The following is a 17,770-nucleotide window of genomic DNA, read 5'->3' as shown; positions in this document are numbered from 1 at the left end:
AATTAAACAACAACACAATTAAGCATTTATAAAGATGAAAACAAGAAATCTATTTACAGGAATCATATTGGGCATTACACTTGTATTTGGTGCATGTACCGTTCAGGAAGATAATATTGGTGATATTACTATCAATGAAGGAGGAGGAACAGGCACTGCATCTGGAGCCGTAGTATTAGAAGGTCAAATTACCGAAAACCGCACATTAACTTCTAGTGAAGTATACGAATTAAGAGGTGGAGTTTCTGTTGTCGACGGAGTAACATTAACTATAGAAGCAGGTACAAGAATTATCGCTGGAAATACTGGTGGTGTATTTGCATACTTAGCGATAGAGCAAGGAGCAAAAATCATCGCAGAAGGTACTGCCAGTCAACCAATCGTATTTACTTCTAACAAATCAACTCCTAACCCTGGTGATTGGGGAGGTTTATTATTAGCTGGTAAAGCTCCTATTAACAGGGGAACTACTGCTACGACAGAAGTTGCAAGTCTTACCTATGGTGGAACGGATGCTACAGATGATTCAGGAATTTTGCGTTATGTACGTTTAGAATATACGGGAGGTAAAATTAATGCTGATGCAGAATATAATGGATTGTCTCTATATGGTGTAGGAAATGGAACTACTTTAGAATACATTCAGGCTTTTAACGGTAATGATGATGGTATCGAATTTTTTGGAGGAACAGTAAATCTTAAATATGCTGTTGTGACTGGTGCAGGTGATGATTCTTTTGATTGGACAGATGGATGGACAGGAAATGGGCAATTTTGGATCGTACAACAAACTACTAGTGCTGGAGATCATGGAATTGAAGCTGATAATCTAAAATCAAATAATGCTGCAGCTCCTTTCTCAAATCCAACATTATCCAATATTACTTTGATAGGAGCTGAAGATGGCGATGGAAAAAATGAAGCTATATTATTTAGAAGAGGAACCAAAGTATCTATTCATAATATGATTATCAAGAATTTCTCTAAAGGTGTAGAGCTAAATGATGATCAAACCTTTACAAATTTAAACAATAACGAACTTACCATTCGTAATTCAATTATTGATAATCCGACATCCTTTGAGTTAAGCGCAGGAACCGCGACAGTAGATTTAGCCAATTTTGCAACGTTTAACAATTATTCAACAGACGCTTCAGGAACAGCAGTTCCAGCTTCTTTCGAAATAAATGGTTTTAGAGGCACATATCAGTTTACCGTTGCTGTAGATGGTGTAGATAATTTTGATCCTTCAACTCTAGGAACATTTTTTGATGCCGCTAACTATGTAGGAGCATTACAAGAAGGAGATACCTGGACATCAGATTGGACTCGTTTATAAGACATATAGTAACTATTTTTACTCTTTAATAAGCCTGGCATTTGCCAGGCTTATTTTTTACGTTCTTCAGTACACAAAACCACAAATCCCTAACAATCAACACAAAGGAAAGAATCACATAAAAAAACTTGCCAAAAAAATTCTTATTTTGTCGATTCTGTTTTACCACATTGTTAAGTCCATTTCTACAATTTTATTAGGATTAACACTTACATAACAATTTTCTAATACATTACAGCAAATAGAATTTCACTTAACAGCACCATAAAAGGCAACTAAATCTTTATTGTCTATTACACTTTTTCATTTCCTCAAAAATCCTGTTATACAAAAGGTTAGCACTAATCTATTGATTTCAAATCCTAACTAAAAATCACACTAAAAAATCCTACAAATCTCACCTTTTCTTCATTTTTCCTACATCACAATCCCTTAAACTAACCATAATAGTGGGATAAAATCTATTACTGTAAAACCGTATTTATTTGTAACAGATTTAAAACACAAAATGAGAAAATTATTTACGATAGCAGCTCTACTTTGTTTAGGTGCTGTTTTTGCACAAGAAACCGGGACAATTGCCGGTAAACTATTAGACAAAGAGTCAAACAATCAACCACTTCCTTTTGCTAATGTAGTTGTCCAAGGTACTTCAAAGGGATCTTCTACAGATTTTGATGGATTATTCGAGATCACAGATATTCCCGCTGGTACGTATACTATTGAATTTAGTTTTACTGGATACCAAACTGTAGAGATACCTAATGTAGTAGTAGAAGCAGATAAAGTAGCTGTCGTAGATGCCACTATGGGTGCTACCGCAGCAGCATTAGAAGAGGTTGTTATAAAAGTAATAACTAGTAGAGAACGTGAAGAAGCCCTTTTAATAGAACAAAAGAATGCAGTAGAAATTAAACAAGCCATCGGTGCCCAGGAATTAGCCAGAAAAGGGGTTAGTGATGCAGAAGCAGCTGTAACCAAAATTACGGGAGTAACTAAACAACAAGGAGAAAAAAATGTTTTTGTTAGAGGGCTTGGTGATCGTTATAATTCTACTTCTTTAAATGGATTACCATTACCTTCTGATAATCCAACATATAAAAATATTACTCTGGATCTTTTTTCCTCTGATATTATTAAAACTATTGGGGTAAGTAAGGTATTTAGCTCTAGATTATATGGAGATGTCGCAGGCGCTAATATCGATATTGAATCTAAAGAAATAGTAGGTAAAGAAGAATTTAAGGTTTCTATCTCTACTGGTATTAATACGGAAACTGTAGGTGAAGATAATTTTTTAGTTGCAGATGGTGCCAATGGTTTTGGAACAGGTCTCGACAAAGATTTTCCTCTTACCGATTTAACTCAATACAATTTTGAAAACAGTCTAGATCCAGATGCTCAAAGCTCTCAATTTAATAGCAGTATTGCAATTTCGGGAGGTAAAAAATTTGATATCGGTGAAAATAGATTAAGTGTTTTTCTAGTTGGCGGATTTGATAATAGCTATCAATTTAAGGATGGATTTTCTAAACAAATTAATGCTACTGGCGGATTTTCAAGAAATCTAGATGTTCAACAATATGAATATAATGTTTCTCAAAAACTTATGGGGAACTTTAAGTATAGTTTTGGAAACGGAAATTATCTTGCGTTAAACACTATATACATTCATGACAATACACAAAGCGTAAGTGATTATTTTGGACAGCAAGATAGCGTTAGCGACGATGCTGAACGTCCTACATTTATAAGAAGACAACAAACCAATAACAACAATGTATTTATTAATCAATTACTGGGATATTTTAATATCAATGATAAACTTACATTAGATTTTGGTGGGTCTTATAGTAATGCTCAAAGTGATGAACCAGATAGAAGACAAAACACCTTTTTGCGAATTGATGGAGAATTTAGAACAACTACTGGTAGTGCAGGGCTTAATCATCGTTTCTTCTCTCAATTAGATGAGGATGATATCGCAGGTAAAGCAATCATCACTTATGATCTAAATACTTCTGATAGTGATGACACTCAGAAAATCAATAACATAGAATTAGGAGTTAATTACAGAAATACAGAAAGACAATTCGATTTTATTCAATACAGCACAAATTTTAATTCTCAGATTCTAGTGGACAGAAATAATATTGATGCTTTATTCAACCAACAATCTATTGATGACGGTACTTTCAGTCTAGTAACCGATAGAGGAAGAGCAGACAATCCTAATGCGTTAACCCCTTTCTTTTATTCAGCAGACAGAACAATAATTTCTCCTTTTGGATCGACAACACTGTCTTTAGTTGACAATTTAACAGTTAGTCTTGGTTTAAGACTTGATAATGTTGAGCAAACTGTTGATTATGACACAGAACTAATCAGTAGTGTATCTAATCCTCCTAGTGGACCTACCGGAGTTATCGAAGAGAACTACATTCTACCAAGCATGAGTTTAAAGTACAATTTCTCTGAAAATAGTATTCTAAGATTAGCAGGTAGCAAGACCTATACATTACCTCAATTTATCGAAGTTGCCCCTTTCTTATATGAGGATGTTAATTTTTCAAGATTTGGTAATCCTTTACTTCAAGCATCAGATGATTACAATGTAGATCTAAAATATGAATGGTATCCAAAATCAGGAGAAATCATTGCAATCACAGGTTTTTTTAAATATATAGATTTCCCAATAAATACGATTGAAGTGAATTCTGCGGGAAATGATATTTCATTTGTAAATACTCCTGAAGCTACTGCTTTTGGAGCAGAGTTAGAAATCAGAAAAGATATATTCAATAACGATATAGGTGAAGATGCTAATGGTAATAATAAATTGACTGCTGGATTAAATATATCATACCTAAACACTAATCAAACCCTTGAAGATGTCGATACAGATGAACTAACGGTTAGATATACAAATGATGAAGACGAGTTGTCCGGTGCTTCTGACCTTTTAATAAACGCAGACATTACCTACAACATCAATAGACCAAAATACGATCTATTATCTTCTCTTGTATTTAACTATTTCAGTGATAGAATCTTTACGATTGGAGTAGCAGGAAGAGAAAACATAGTAGAAACGGGAATCCCAACATTAGACTTCATCAATAAACTAAAGCTAGGTGAACATTTTGGAATTTCACTAAGTGCTAAGAATCTATTAAATCCGGATTTTAAATTGACTCAGGATACTACTGCTGGTGAAACTATAGATTTAACAACCTATAAAAAGGGAGTAAATATCAGTGCTGGTATCTCTTACGAATTCTAATTTTTTAAATAAGTACATAATCATAATTACGCATATTTTAAACTCAAAAAAACAGAAAACATGAAAAGATTATTTTTATCAAGTTTGGCAATTGCTGCTTTATTAGTAGCCTCTTGTAGTAGTGATGATGATGCACCTACTACACCAACGACTCCAGGTCCTACTTTAGATGGCACTATTGCTAGTCAGGATGATGATGATTTAATAGTAACCGACCTTAAAGGTGATGTTACAGGAGATATTACTTTGGCTGCAAGTGAAGCTTGGATTCTTACAGGTGAATTGGCAGTAAAAGATGGAGCCACTTTAACTATTGAAGCAGGAACTACAATAAAAGCTGCTGCTGGTGGAACAGGTGTATTTATCGTTGTAGAACAAGGAGGGAAAATCATGGCTGATGGAACCGCTGCTGCACCGATCAAAATTACTTCTAATGCTGGTAACCCAAGACCAGGTGACTGGGGTGGTTTATTAATTAATGGTAAAGCTCCGATTAGTGGCGGAGGCACTTCTACTACAGAAGTATTACCATTACAATATGGCGGTACAGAAGCTACGGATAATTCTGGTGTTTTAGACTATGTTATTGTAGAATACACTGGAGCTCGTATTAATGGCGAAAAAGAGTTTAACGGAATTACTCTTTATGGTGTTGGATCTGGAACACAAATTAGTAATGTAGCTGCATTATTTGGTGATGATGATGCCATCGAATTCTTTGGTGGTACTGTTTCTGTAACCAACGCTTTAATGGTTAATGCTAGAGACGATATGTTTGACTGGACACAAGGATGGACTGGAAATGGTTCTAACTGGTATGGATTAAGAACAGCAGATTTTACTGCAATTTCTGAAGACCCTAGAGGTATCGAAGGTGATGGTAATCTAGACGGTAATTCTCCTGGAGATGCTGGACAGTCTAACCCAACTATTGACGGAATAACAATCATCAATAGTGGAATCATTGAAATGGCTGATATGATCAAAATCAGAAGAGGAAGTGGTGCTACTATTACAAATGCATACATCGCATTAAACAATGAAGACGCTTCTGCTAGTGATCTTGTAGATCTTAGAGATGGTAGAGGATGTGCAATTGCAGGTTTAAGTTTAACAGGTACGGCTAATCCAGCAAATGGATTAGATATTATGGATATCAAAAACCGTACTTTGGCTGACTGCGGTGATGCTACCGAAGCAACTGTTACAATTACTTCTGGAACTACTCCTTCTGTAGATACAGCAATTTTTGCTTGGACTGGATTTACTTTCTAAGTAAAAACACATAATAAAATATAACTAAAAAGCTGCCAATTGGCAGCTTTTTCTTTTTAACCTAATTCCCCTAAAGGTATTTCTTCAAACAATTAACCATCTATACATTCAACACAATCATTACTTGCTATACTCTGATAAAAATCTATACAATACACCTCACAATGTTACTAAAATCTTATCTCTGTTAAACAATAGTAAATTAACAATCAAGTACTGGAAAACCTCAACATAACTAATCAAATTTTGAAGTAGCTTTATACTATAACTTTTAAAACCTTAATCATGAAAAAAATTATTTTACTTTTATTTTTATCAAATACATTACTTATAAATGCTCAATTTGACCTAAAAAATTTGTCCATTGCTTCAAGCGCTAATTCACTTAATAAATATGACAGAATTTATTTTGATTTTGATTTAAAGGGTAACTTCAATGAAAGAATTTATTATAGATTATATGAAAATTCAGAATCTCAACAAAATTTAATTACATCTGGAAGAATAAACTCTGAAGACGATATAGTTAATTATCCTAATTGGACAACTATAAATTTCTGGAGTTTAGTAATCAAAGATAATGGAGTGAATTTAAATAATCCTTTGTTTCTTGTTTTAGAATATAAAGGGGTTAAAAGAGTAGCATCAAACAGATATAGAATATATAGAACAAATCTTCTTGGTGATGACCGATCAGAAGCTATTACTTCAATTTGTAATGGCATATCAAATCCAAGCACTTTATACAATAGAAGCATATCCCCTTTAGAAATTGGTACTATGCAGTATACAGTAACTAGTGTATTGGGACAAAGCTTTAGAAGATATGACCAAATAATTTCAGAAGTAACTTCCCATACAACTATTGGCGAATTAACTAGAGGGTCAAAGCCAGCAGCAAAAATTTCTTATTCATGTCCAAATAGAATAAATATAACAGTAGAACGCTCTCAACGTTCACCTTATTCGATTCAGATTTATAAATCTGATGGAACTTTTATCTCTAGACATGATATAAAAAATGAATTTGAAGAAAAAGAAATCACAAATCAACTACCTAAAGGATTCTATATTATCAAAAACGGCACTGACACTTATAAAGTGGTTAAGGAGTAAATTTTGAAAAACTAAAATAAATCTATTTTATCATAGTAACGGAAACGAAGTATTGCAACTCGTTTCCGTTTTTTTGTTATCTAATAGTTTATACTCGAACCTCTTTCCATTTTCCTTTTCTAAACCAAATAATACCAATTACAGCAATAAGCACTTCAGCAAAGGTAATAGCCAGAAATACGCCCATGGCTCCCCAATTCAATACTAAAGCAGCGAAGTATGCAAATGGTAATTGAAACACCCAAAAACAAAAGAAATTAATAATAGTAGGTGTTTTTGTATCTCCTGCTCCGTTAAACGATTGTATAATGACCATTCCATAGGCATAGAATACATATCCTGCGGCAATCACCCGTAAGCTTAATGCTCCATATTCTACAACTAATGCTTCAGTACTAAATATTTTTATAATGACTTCGGCAAAGATGAGATAGACTACAGATACAACAAGCATAAAATAAGCATTGTATTTTCCAGTTTTCCAAACTGATTGTTCTGCGCGTTCTGGTTTTGCTGCCCCTAGATTTTGACCTACCAATGTTGCTGCAGCATTACTCATTCCCCAAGACGGCATAAGGGTAAACATTAATACCCTAATTGCAATAGTATATCCTGCCAATACTTCACTACCAAATTCAGCCATAATTCGCATCAGGAATACCCAACTAGAAGTCCCTATGATAAATTGTCCAATCCCTCCAAGAGATACTTTTACCAGATTTAACATAATCTCTGCTCTAAAAACAATGTCTTTAAAAGCAATTTTAATTTTACTCCATCCATAGAAAAGGATCAATAATTGGAATATGACAGCACTACCTCTACCTATTGTAGTAGCAATTGCTGCTCCCTGAACTCCGAATGAAGGGATAGGGCCAAATCCAAAAATAAAAATAGGATCCAGAATAATATTGAGTAGATTCGAAAATATCAACACCCGCATCGCTACTGAAGCATCCCCTGCTCCCCTAAATACAGCATTAATCAGAAACAATAACATAATGGTGATGTTTCCTCCTAGTAGCACCTGAGTATATCCATAACCACTTGCTATAAGGTCAGGTTCTGCACCCATTAGCCCAAGAATTTCTTTAGGAAAAAGAATCCCGAATATGCTAATTATCACCGCTATTATAGTACCTAAAAGTATCGATTGTACTGCCGCTTGCGAGGCGCCATTAATATCTTTTTCGCCCACTCGTCGTGCCACAATTGCAGTTGCCCCCATGCTTAATCCTATGGCTACCGCATAAATTAAGGTGAGTACAGATTCGGTTAAACCAACTGTGGCTATAGCATTTGCACCAAGACTAGAAACAAAATAGGCATCTACCAAAGCAAAGATAGACTCCATCATCATCTCTAGAATCATAGGTACAGATAACATAAAAACAGCTTTGCGAATGCTTCCCGAAGTGAATTCTTGTTCCTTACCGGTTAATGCGATTTTGAAATATGTAAATAGACGAGTAAACGTGAGTTTATTTTCAGTCATGATGAGTTATAATTATGAAATATTAGAAATAAATAAAATTAGAGTAAGAAAAGACTAAGAAGAAAATCTTAGCTTCTAAATCGCGGGGTCTCTATGTGCACAATTATGTACATAATTCTTTTATAACTTCATGATGATACAAATATGCGGCATTATTTTTGAATAAAAAATTAAAATTGAGTTAAAAACCGTAATTCATGTAGAGGACAACCGTCTAATCCATAATTAAAGGGAAGTAAGCCGCTTTTTTATTATATTTTTAATTTTAATGTTGTATATTTATTGCCCCAAAATAATTTTTTGTATGAAAAAAATCTACTTGCTATTCATATTTATTGGTCTTATATGCTTTTCCTTTGCTCCAGGAATACAAGCACAGTCTGGCAATTTTGACAGACAACAATCCAATGACACAAAAATCAAAGGGTTACGAATTTCCCCTAATCCTGCCAGTGGAAACACACTTTATATTACTTCAGAAAAAAACCTTACTAAAACCGTCACTATTTTTACGGCCTTAAGTCAAAAAGTAATGTTTAAAGTTTTAATTGGTAAAGAATTAGACATCTCATCTTTACCTCCTGCTATCTATATCATACGAATTAAAGAGGAAGACAGAACATCTACTGTAAAATTTGTAAAAACTTAAAAAAAATTTACAGGATTCTTACATTTATTTTTAAACGTTAATACATCATTTTTTTATCTTAATAAACAAACATTTATAAAAAGGACAGTCTTTTTTATACATTTGTTCTACAAAATTCCTGAACAAATTTTATGTTGACTGATACCATTTTTTCTATTCAAAATAATACAGATTTTGAGCGGTCAGCATTACGCGTTTTTAATCACCAATACAATAATACTCTAACTTATCAAAGATTCTGTAATCTTCTTGGAGTTACAAAATCTTCTGTAAAACATATTGATGACATTCCTTTTTTACCTATTCAATTTTTTAAACAGGAAAAAATAGTAAGTACTACTCAGTCCTCAATATCCAAAATCTTTACTAGTAGTGGCACTACTGGCAGTGTAACGAGTAAACATTATGTCAGTGATCTCAATATTTATGAAAAAAGTTTTAGAAGAGGATTTCAGCATTTCTATGGAGATATTACCGAATTTATAGTATTAGCATTATTACCTTCATATCTAGAAAGAGAAGGTTCTTCTCTTATCTATATGGCAGAAAAATTGATTGAAGACAGCAATCAACCCGAAAGTGGATTTTATTTGCATGAAACTCAAAAACTAGTAAAAACCCTTCAAGAACTCGTAGCAAAAGGAAAAAAAGTTTTACTTCTTGGGGTTTCTTTTGCATTATTAGATCTTGTTGAAAATTTTGACATCAAGCTAAATGATTCTGTTGTCGTAATGGAAACAGGAGGTATGAAAGGTCGTAGAAAAGAAATGATACGACAAGAATTACATCAAACTCTTAAAGACGGATTTGGCATTTCTCAAATCCATAGTGAATACGGAATGACCGAGTTATTATCCCAGGCTTATTCTAAGGGTCATGGTATTTTTTATTGTCCTCCCTGGATGAAAGTCTCTATAAGAGACCCCGAAGACCCATTAACCATATTAGACATTAACAAAACCGGAGGGATAAATATCATCGATCTTGCCAACATTAATTCTTGTTCATTTATAGCAACTCAGGATCTTGGTAAAATTTATAATGATGGAAGTTTAGAAATTTTAGGTAGATTTGATCATAGCGATATTAGAGGCTGTAATCTAATGGCATTATAAACTATGGCACAAAACAAATTAGGCTGTTTTTCCTTTCCTGCGATTATTATATTAGCAATAATTGGAAGTAGTTTTGTACAGACTTTTTTACCCATTTCCTCATTCACTTCTTTTGTAATAGTTTTACTTGTTTTTTCATGGATACTTGGAAAAATACAAGATGCTGATCAAAAAAAGTCACATTGGCGTTATATGATATATAGCGGACTCGTTATCGTATTTGTTTTAGGAATTAGATACGCTATTAGCACCATTCCAATAATTCAAGAAACTGAGCAACCTGTAATTTCAGAAGATATTTATCGCGAAAAGGTTTTAGAGAAAGGAGACTCTATTATACTATTGCGTCAAAAAAGAGTATGGACAGATAATTATGGAAATTCATTTAAAGGAGAATTTTCAGTTCGGGAAAAAGAATATATTACATCTAAAACAGAATACGCAAATAACTCACAAAAATACAGACAACAGACCTGGGGAAAACTATATCAACATTTAGCGACTTCTGATACTCCAAAACTTGATTTAATTCTGAAGGAACTCGAGAAAATTAAAACCACAAACAAACTCAATCAATTCGAATTTGCAGAAATGGTAGTTACCTTCATACAGGATATCCCATATGCTTTTGTTTTTGATACGGCATGTGAATCTCCAGACAAATACGAAGATTCAATTCGTGTACTATTAGAAAAGTGCAAGGATTGTTGTATTGGCCACATTCCTTTCGGAATACAAAACCCTGTGGGTTTTATGGGAAATCTAAAAGGAGATTGTGACACCAGAACCGTTATTATTTATGCTATTCTTAGCCATTTTGGATATGATGTCGCCATACTTAATAGTGATTATTACAAACACTCTATCCTTGGATTACATATTCCCGCAAAAGGAAAATTTAAAATCAAGAACGGGAAACGATATTATGTTTGGGAAACCACCAATAAATATTTTACCATCGGAACACTTCCCAAAAATTTTGACAATATAAATCAATGGTACATTGTACTTACTAACACTTAAAAAATCATGCAAACCAAATTATTAACTCTCGCTTTCATAGAAATAGCTCTTGCTATTGTGGTTTCTGTACTTATATTATTCATTTCTTTTAAAATATTACAAAGAGTATTTTTTAAAAACATTTCTCTTAGAGAAGACAATATTGCATTTTCGATTTTTACTGCAGGTATTATCTTATCAATTGGTGTCATACTAGCAGAAATTATTCCTTCTATTACTAATATAATACGACTATCTATGTCTAATGGGGATGAGATCTCTTTTGGCAAGATAGCTCAATATTCGGGATTATACTTATTCATAGGATTTGCATTTGCGGTCATAATCAATACCTCTGTATTCTTACTTTTTTCGGTGTTAACCAAAGGTGTAAATGAATTTAAAGATATTCAGCAAAATAATATCTCGACTGCAATAGTGGTTACCGCAACTCTATTATCTATTACTTTAATTGCAAAAGATAGCATTAGCTTACTCATTAGTGCACTGATCCCATATCCCGAAACTAGTAATTTCTTACTCTAGAGTCTCAAACTTCAAAATTATATCGCTTTCATTCCTACTAAAACCGGGAAGTTGATCCACAATTTGATTATTAACACATTAAATCTGTAATGATTGGTTTTTTTTACGACCTAATACATGTACTCAAAATAAAGAATTATTTAAACTCCCACATTGTGATAATTCTATAGAGTAAAAAAATCAATGTGATCAATGATCATAAAGAGTGTTAAGTTTTAATTGATTGGTTAGTTCATAAAGTCTGCTAGAGCAATATCTATGCAGACTTTATTATTCAACCCTTAACCCAATGATTACCAAAATTATACAAAACACTACTTCATCAAACATGAATTAAATTTAAGTACTAAAAAAACACTTATAATTATGTTAAAAATGTAATGATTGGATTTTTTTACGACTGAATTAACAAGACGATAAGTACAGAGAATTATGAAACTATATGTCACCTTATTTTTTATTGCTTTTGTGACGGTCATAAGCGCCCAAAAGATAGATTATAATACCGATAAAAATTATATCGCAGAAGGCTATGATGTTACAGAATATTTTAACAATAAAGCGGTAAAAGGAGACAACAAATTTGTATTCACTCACGATACTGTAAAATATAAATTCGCAAGTCAGCAGAACTTAGAAAAGTTCAAAAAGAATCCTGATAAGTATATACCACAGTACGGAGGATATTGCGCCTATGCAGTCGCAGTAAATAGTGAAAAAGTGGATATAAACCCAAAGACATTTGAAATAAGAGATAACAAACTATACTTATTTTATAATTCCTGGGGAATAAATACGCTAGAAAAATGGAAAAATGAAGATGCTAATACGTTACAAGCAAAAGCTGATACGAATTGGCAAAACATAAAGACAAAAAAGTAATGCAGCCTTATTGAAGCTGTATGTAATGCTAAGTTTTTTCAATAATTGATTGGTTAGTTGACAACGCCTGCTAGAGTAGATTCATGCAGGCGTTGTTTTTTTATGAAGTTTTTATAATAAATCAGACCTCATAGATTTTGAAAACCAGTGAGGTCTATATTATCTTTTTAAACTACTCTAATCACAAAATAATTCTTTTTACCACGTTGTAACAATACAAACTGATCATTAATTAAATCATGTTCTGCTATCGAATATCCTTCGGCAACTTTTTCTTTATTTACCGAAATAGAATTTTCTTTCAATGCTCTCCTTGCTTCTCCGTTTGATTTTAGGAAACCTGTTTTTTCTGCTAACGCTCCGATGATATCTAAACCATTGCTTATCTCTTCTTTTCCTATTTCCGCTTGCGGAACACCATCAAAAACATCTAAAAAAGTAGCTTCATCCAAATCTTTAAGATCAGCCGATGTCGATTTTCCAAAAAGAATAGCAGAAGCTTTAATTGCATTATCGAGATCTTCTTTAGAATGAACAATCACCGTAACTTCATCTGCCAATCTCTTTTGTAATACTCGAAGATGCGGAGCTTCTTTATGTTCATCAACCAAAGTTTTTATCTCTTCTTCTGTCAAAAAGGTAAAAATCTTAATATATTTTTCTGCATCTTCATCACTGGTATTTAACCAATACTGATAAAATTTATAAGGAGAAGTTCGTTTAGCATCTAACCATACATTTCCACCTTCAGATTTTCCGAATTTAGAACCATCTGATTTGGTAATCAATGGGCAGGTCAAAGCATATCCTTTACCACCAGCAATTCTTCTGATCAACTCAGTTCCTGTAGTGATATTACCCCACTGGTCACTACCCCCCATTTGCAACGTACATTCATGTGATCTATACAAGTGTAAAAAATCATATCCTTGTACTAATTGGTAAGTGAATTCTGTAAATGACATTCCTTCTGATGACTCTGATGAAATACGGTTCTTCACAGAGTCCTTGGCCATCATATAGTTTACGGTGATGTGCTTACCGACATCTCTAATAAACTCAAGAAATGAAAAATCCTTCATCCAATCATAGTTATTCACTAATACTGCAGCGTTAGGCGTTTCACTTTCAAAATCTAGGAATCTGCTTAATTGAGATTTTATAGCTTCTTGATTATGACGTAATGTTTTTTCATCAAGTAGATTACGCTCTGCTGATTTCCCAGAAGGATCACCAATCATACCTGTAGCACCTCCTACCAAGGCAAATGGCTTATGACCCGCTCTCTGGTAATGTGCTAATAACATAATCGGAACCAGATTACCAATATGCAACGAATCTGCGGTAGGATCAAATCCCACATAAGCCGATCTCATTTGTTCCATTAGGTATTCTTCGGTGTTGGGCATTGCATCATGTAACATCCCTCTCCAACGTAATTCTTCTATAAAATTCTTAGCCATTTTTATGATAATTCGATTCGAAGCGACAAAGATAAAAATATGGACAATATCCAGCTATGAATATGTAAGAAATCAGCATTACATTGTTTTTCATCATTAACTTTGTCATTCCAGCGTAGGCTGGGATCCATTTTGGAATCCATAATTACAGATCCTAGCCTTTAGTTTATCCTAAGCACTTCGACTACGCTCAGTGCAAGCATTCTCAAAGGTCGGGATGACAATTACATATCAAATTTTAACTCCCAACCCTCATTATCAAGGTAACATTTTTAGTTTCTTTGCTATTAACTAGAGAATACCACATATATCACCTATGAAAACATTACATTCTATTTCTTTGATTTCTTTTGTATTCATTATCTTTTTTATAATCACTTGTCATACTACGCATGCACAAACAGAAAAAGATACATTACTAGCTTCTCAGTATTTTAAGAAGGGGGATTCTTTATTGGTAGATGCAAAATATGATGAATCTATTAAACTCTTTGAAAAAGCACTATCTATATATAAAAACACCAAGACTTGGAAAAAAGTGGCAAGTTGTTATAATAAAATCTCAGAAAATCAATGGCGTAAATACGATGATAAAGAATCTCTTATAAATGCAAAAAAAGCACTAAAAACAAGTTCTAAATATCTTAAAAACAATATTGAAGAAGCTATTGCATATGGCAACATAGGAGTATATCACAGATATTCTTTGGATTATGAAACAGCCATAGAAAACTATAATAAAGCGTTGACTATTAAACAAAAAATAGCACCTAAACCATACAAAGAAATCAGTGTATCATATGGTCGTATTGGCACTATTTTCCTACTAAAAGGAGAATATGATAAATCTTTATTATTTCTTAAAAGGGCCTTGTCTTTAGGAATTAAAGTTTATAGTAAAAGTCACAAAAACATTGGCTATTCTTATAACGAAATTGGAAGAGTATACATCTCAAAAAAAGAATATGAAAAAGCCTTAGACTATTTTAAAAAAGCATTAACTATTTTTTCTAATAAAACCAATTTGCAAATAGAAGCCGCTTCTTCATTAAACAATATAGGTGTTGCCCTTAGAGGAAAAAAAAAGTATTATGAAGCATTAAAATATTATAATAGAGCCTTAGATATATATTTAAAAGAATATGGTAAGCAACATATAAGAGTGTCAAATTCTTATTATAATATTGGTTTAATTCATCATGATTTAAAAGAATATGATAAAGCATTAGAGTACTACAATAAAGCATTAACTATTAGATTAAAAAAATTAGGCAAAAGTCATTCTTATGTAGCTAACTCTTATTTTCTTATGGGATGGAGTTATTATGAAAAACATGAATATGAAAAATCACTTATACACTATAAAAAGTCTTTGGATATACATCTAAAGCTTTCTTCTCCTAGCCCTACTATGATTGCAACGTTATACCAATTTACTGGAGATGTTTTTAATAGAAAAAAAGAATACCCTAAAGCTTTACACTATTATCAATTAGCTCTAGAAGCTAATACACCTAAAAGCAAAATAATTAAAAACAATACGAATCATTTTTTTGATTTAAATATAGCTCTGGAAACTTCACTTAATAAAGCAAAAGCATTTCAGAAGCTATATCAACAAGATAACAATTTAAAAGATCTACAACATAGCATAAACATCTACAAAAAAGCTGATACGCTAATTCATAAAATAAGACAGGAATTAAGTAAACCAAAAGACAAACTAGAATTTGCTAAAATTACGAAAGAAGTTTACACTGGAGCGATTGAAACTGAACTATTATTTAATGCTGTCCATAAAAAACAAGATGATTTAAACAATATCTTTTACTATACCGAACAAAGTAAAGCGAACATTTTAAAAGAATTATTAAACAATTCGAGTGCTATAAACTTCGCTGGATTATCTGTTGAATTAGTTGAACTAGAAAAAAGTCTTAAAACAGATCTTTCTTTTTATCAATCTAGAGTTAACAAAGAACAAACCAAATCACAATTGGACACTTTGAAAATAAGAAAATATGAAAACAAACTATTTGACATCAATAGAAAACAAGATTCATTAACTCAAATCCTAGAAAAAAACTATCCTAAATACCATCAACTTAAGTATCAAAACGATATTGTTTCTGTAGTTGATATCCAACAACAATTGGATGACAAAACGACTTTGTTAGAGTTTTTTATTGGAGATAGCACCTCTTATGCTTTTACCGTTTCTAAAGATCACATAGGAGTCCAAGAACTGGTAACTTCAAAACTTACAGAACAGATTGAAGCATTTCGTAGTAGTATTATCTCCCAAGATATTCAAAAATTTAAAAAGCAATCGAATGCACTCTATAATATACTTTTTGCTCCTATTACTAAAAATATTATTGGAGATCAATTAATCATTGTACCAGACGGTCCTTTATGGCATCTTAATTTTGATTTGTTATTGACACAAAAAGATAGTGCTAACAATAATCCTGCACTGCTATCATATCTCCTAAATGATTATGCAATCACCTATGCCAATTCTGCGAATCTGCTATTTACACCTTTTAAAAACAGTCAGCACTCAGAAACCCTACAGGAGTGTCTTGCTTTTTCATTTTCTGATAGTACACATACCACGACAACCAATACTATGCGCTTGGCAACGCTAAGAGGCGCTGGAGATGATTTACCGGGAACTCGTGAAGAGATTCGCGCGATTGCTGATATTATCGATGGACAATATTATTATGGTTCGCAGGCGGTAGAAGCTAATTTTAAAAGCAATGCAAGTCGATATAACATACTACATCTGGCATTACATGGAGAGGTAGACAACGAAAGACCAGAGAACTCAAAACTCTATTTTACCAAAAGTAAAGACACCATAGAAGATAATCTATTGTATAGCCATGAATTATTTGCTTTGGATATCCCTGCAGAACTCACGGTATTGAGTGCATGTAACACAGGAGCTGGTAAAATTGCCAAAGGAGAAGGAATTATGAGTTTGGGTAATGCTTTTCAATATGCAGGAACCAAGAGTTTGTTATTGACAAACTGGGAGGTGTCTGATAAAACCACACCTGATGTGATGAAATATTTCTACATCAACCTAAAAGCTGGCATGAATAAAGGTAAAGCCTTACAACAAGCCAAACTAGAATACCTAGCCAAGGCAGATATTAATCGAACAGCTCCTTTTTATTGGGGAGCATTTTATTTAGTTGGAGATGCTTCTCCTATGCATTTTGAAAATAACACCCTTGTATATTGGGCTATGGGATTAGGTGTTTTAGGAATAATAATTCTTGTAGGGTTTTGGTATAGAAGGAAGAATAAAGTTTAACTAGTATTTTCAGACCTGTCAGGTTTTGAAAACCTGACAGGTCTACCCTTTTTAAAACTATCATACTATCAAATCGAATTGTCATTCCAGTCCTTCGACCTAGCTCAGGATAAACTAAAGACTGGAATCCATAATTACATATCCAAAATAGATCGCAGATCAAGTCTGGGATGACAAGAAATACTTTCTACTTCAAGTAGGAATAAAATCTATATTTAAAAAAGCTGTTGCATCATGCAGAAACATATTTCCCCGACAAAATATTTTCTTCTATAAG

12 protein-coding genes are annotated in these 17,770 nt (G+C 32.9%); 10 read left to right on the top strand and 2 right to left on the bottom strand.

What is annotated here, in order from left to right:
- Positions 1–34 precede the first annotated feature (34 nt).
- From PQF96_RS08090 to PQF96_RS08075, 4 genes are all read left to right on the top strand, one after another.
- Positions 35–1,339 carry a hypothetical protein gene (locus PQF96_RS08090; protein WP_271765701.1) on the top strand — a complete coding sequence of 435 codons (1,305 nt, stop codon included), beginning with the start codon at positions 35–37 and terminating at the stop codon, positions 1,337–1,339.
- A gap of 508 nt (positions 1,340–1,847) precedes the next feature.
- On the top strand, positions 1,848–4,622 hold the full coding sequence (locus PQF96_RS08085; RefSeq protein WP_271765700.1) for a TonB-dependent receptor: 2,775 nt from the start codon (positions 1,848–1,850) through the stop codon (positions 4,620–4,622).
- A 60-nt stretch (positions 4,623–4,682) separates the two neighbouring features.
- Complete coding sequence (locus PQF96_RS08080; protein ID WP_271765699.1) at positions 4,683–5,897, top strand: hypothetical protein; 1,215 nt, start codon at positions 4,683–4,685, stop codon at positions 5,895–5,897.
- A 285-nt stretch (positions 5,898–6,182) separates the two neighbouring features.
- The gene (locus PQF96_RS08075; RefSeq protein ID WP_271765698.1) at positions 6,183–7,013 is read left to right on the top strand and encodes a T9SS type A sorting domain-containing protein; all 831 of its coding nucleotides are present in this window, start codon (positions 6,183–6,185) and stop codon (positions 7,011–7,013) included.
- Between the two features lie 88 nt (positions 7,014–7,101).
- Here the strand turns inward: PQF96_RS08075 and PQF96_RS08070 are convergent, their stop codons facing one another.
- The gene (locus tag PQF96_RS08070) at positions 7,102–8,508 is read right to left on the bottom strand and encodes an MATE family efflux transporter (RefSeq protein WP_109434364.1); all 1,407 of its coding nucleotides are present in this window, start codon (positions 8,506–8,508) and stop codon (positions 7,102–7,104) included.
- 304 nt (positions 8,509–8,812) lie between these two features.
- On the opposite strand from PQF96_RS08070, the gene PQF96_RS08065 reads away from it, so the two are divergent.
- The 5 genes from PQF96_RS08065 to PQF96_RS08045 all read left to right on the top strand — a co-directional run bounded on the left by PQF96_RS08065 (position 8,813) and on the right by PQF96_RS08045 (position 12,702).
- Entirely contained in the window at positions 8,813–9,157 is a 345-nt protein-coding gene (locus PQF96_RS08065) for a T9SS type A sorting domain-containing protein (protein ID WP_160114027.1), read from the top strand.
- A 131-nt stretch (positions 9,158–9,288) separates the two neighbouring features.
- Positions 9,289–10,272 (top strand): LuxE/PaaK family acyltransferase, encoded by a 984-nt coding sequence (locus PQF96_RS08060; protein ID WP_271765697.1) that lies wholly within the window; start codon positions 9,289–9,291, stop codon positions 10,270–10,272.
- Positions 10,273–10,275: 3 nt separating this feature from the next.
- On the top strand, positions 10,276–11,295 hold the full coding sequence (locus PQF96_RS08055) for a hypothetical protein (protein WP_109434367.1): 1,020 nt from the start codon (positions 10,276–10,278) through the stop codon (positions 11,293–11,295).
- Positions 11,296–11,301: 6 nt separating this feature from the next.
- The gene (locus PQF96_RS08050) at positions 11,302–11,820 is read left to right on the top strand and encodes a DUF350 domain-containing protein (protein WP_109434368.1); all 519 of its coding nucleotides are present in this window, start codon (positions 11,302–11,304) and stop codon (positions 11,818–11,820) included.
- A gap of 432 nt (positions 11,821–12,252) precedes the next feature.
- Positions 12,253–12,702: a YHS domain-containing (seleno)protein gene (locus PQF96_RS08045; protein ID WP_109434369.1), complete on the top strand. Its 450-nt coding sequence runs from the start codon at positions 12,253–12,255 to the stop codon at positions 12,700–12,702.
- 167 nt (positions 12,703–12,869) lie between these two features.
- Here PQF96_RS08045 and tyrS read toward each other — a convergent pair whose 3' ends face one another.
- A complete protein-coding gene (gene tyrS, locus PQF96_RS08040) occupies positions 12,870–14,165 on the bottom strand; it encodes a tyrosine--tRNA ligase (protein ID WP_271765696.1) in 1,296 nt (431 codons plus the stop codon).
- A 316-nt stretch (positions 14,166–14,481) separates the two neighbouring features.
- Between tyrS and PQF96_RS08035 the strand changes: the two genes are divergently transcribed.
- Positions 14,482–17,493, top strand: coding sequence for a CHAT domain-containing protein (locus PQF96_RS08035; RefSeq protein WP_271765695.1), 3,012 nt, complete (start codon positions 14,482–14,484; stop codon positions 17,491–17,493).
- Positions 17,494–17,770 lie beyond the last annotated feature (277 nt).

Source organism: Aquimarina algiphila, from assembly GCF_947494415.1.
Taxonomy (GTDB): Bacteria; Bacteroidota; Bacteroidia; order Flavobacteriales; family Flavobacteriaceae; genus Aquimarina; species Aquimarina algiphila.
Note: the sequence above shows the minus strand (reverse complement) of the source record. Positions and strands in the feature narration are given on the sequence as shown.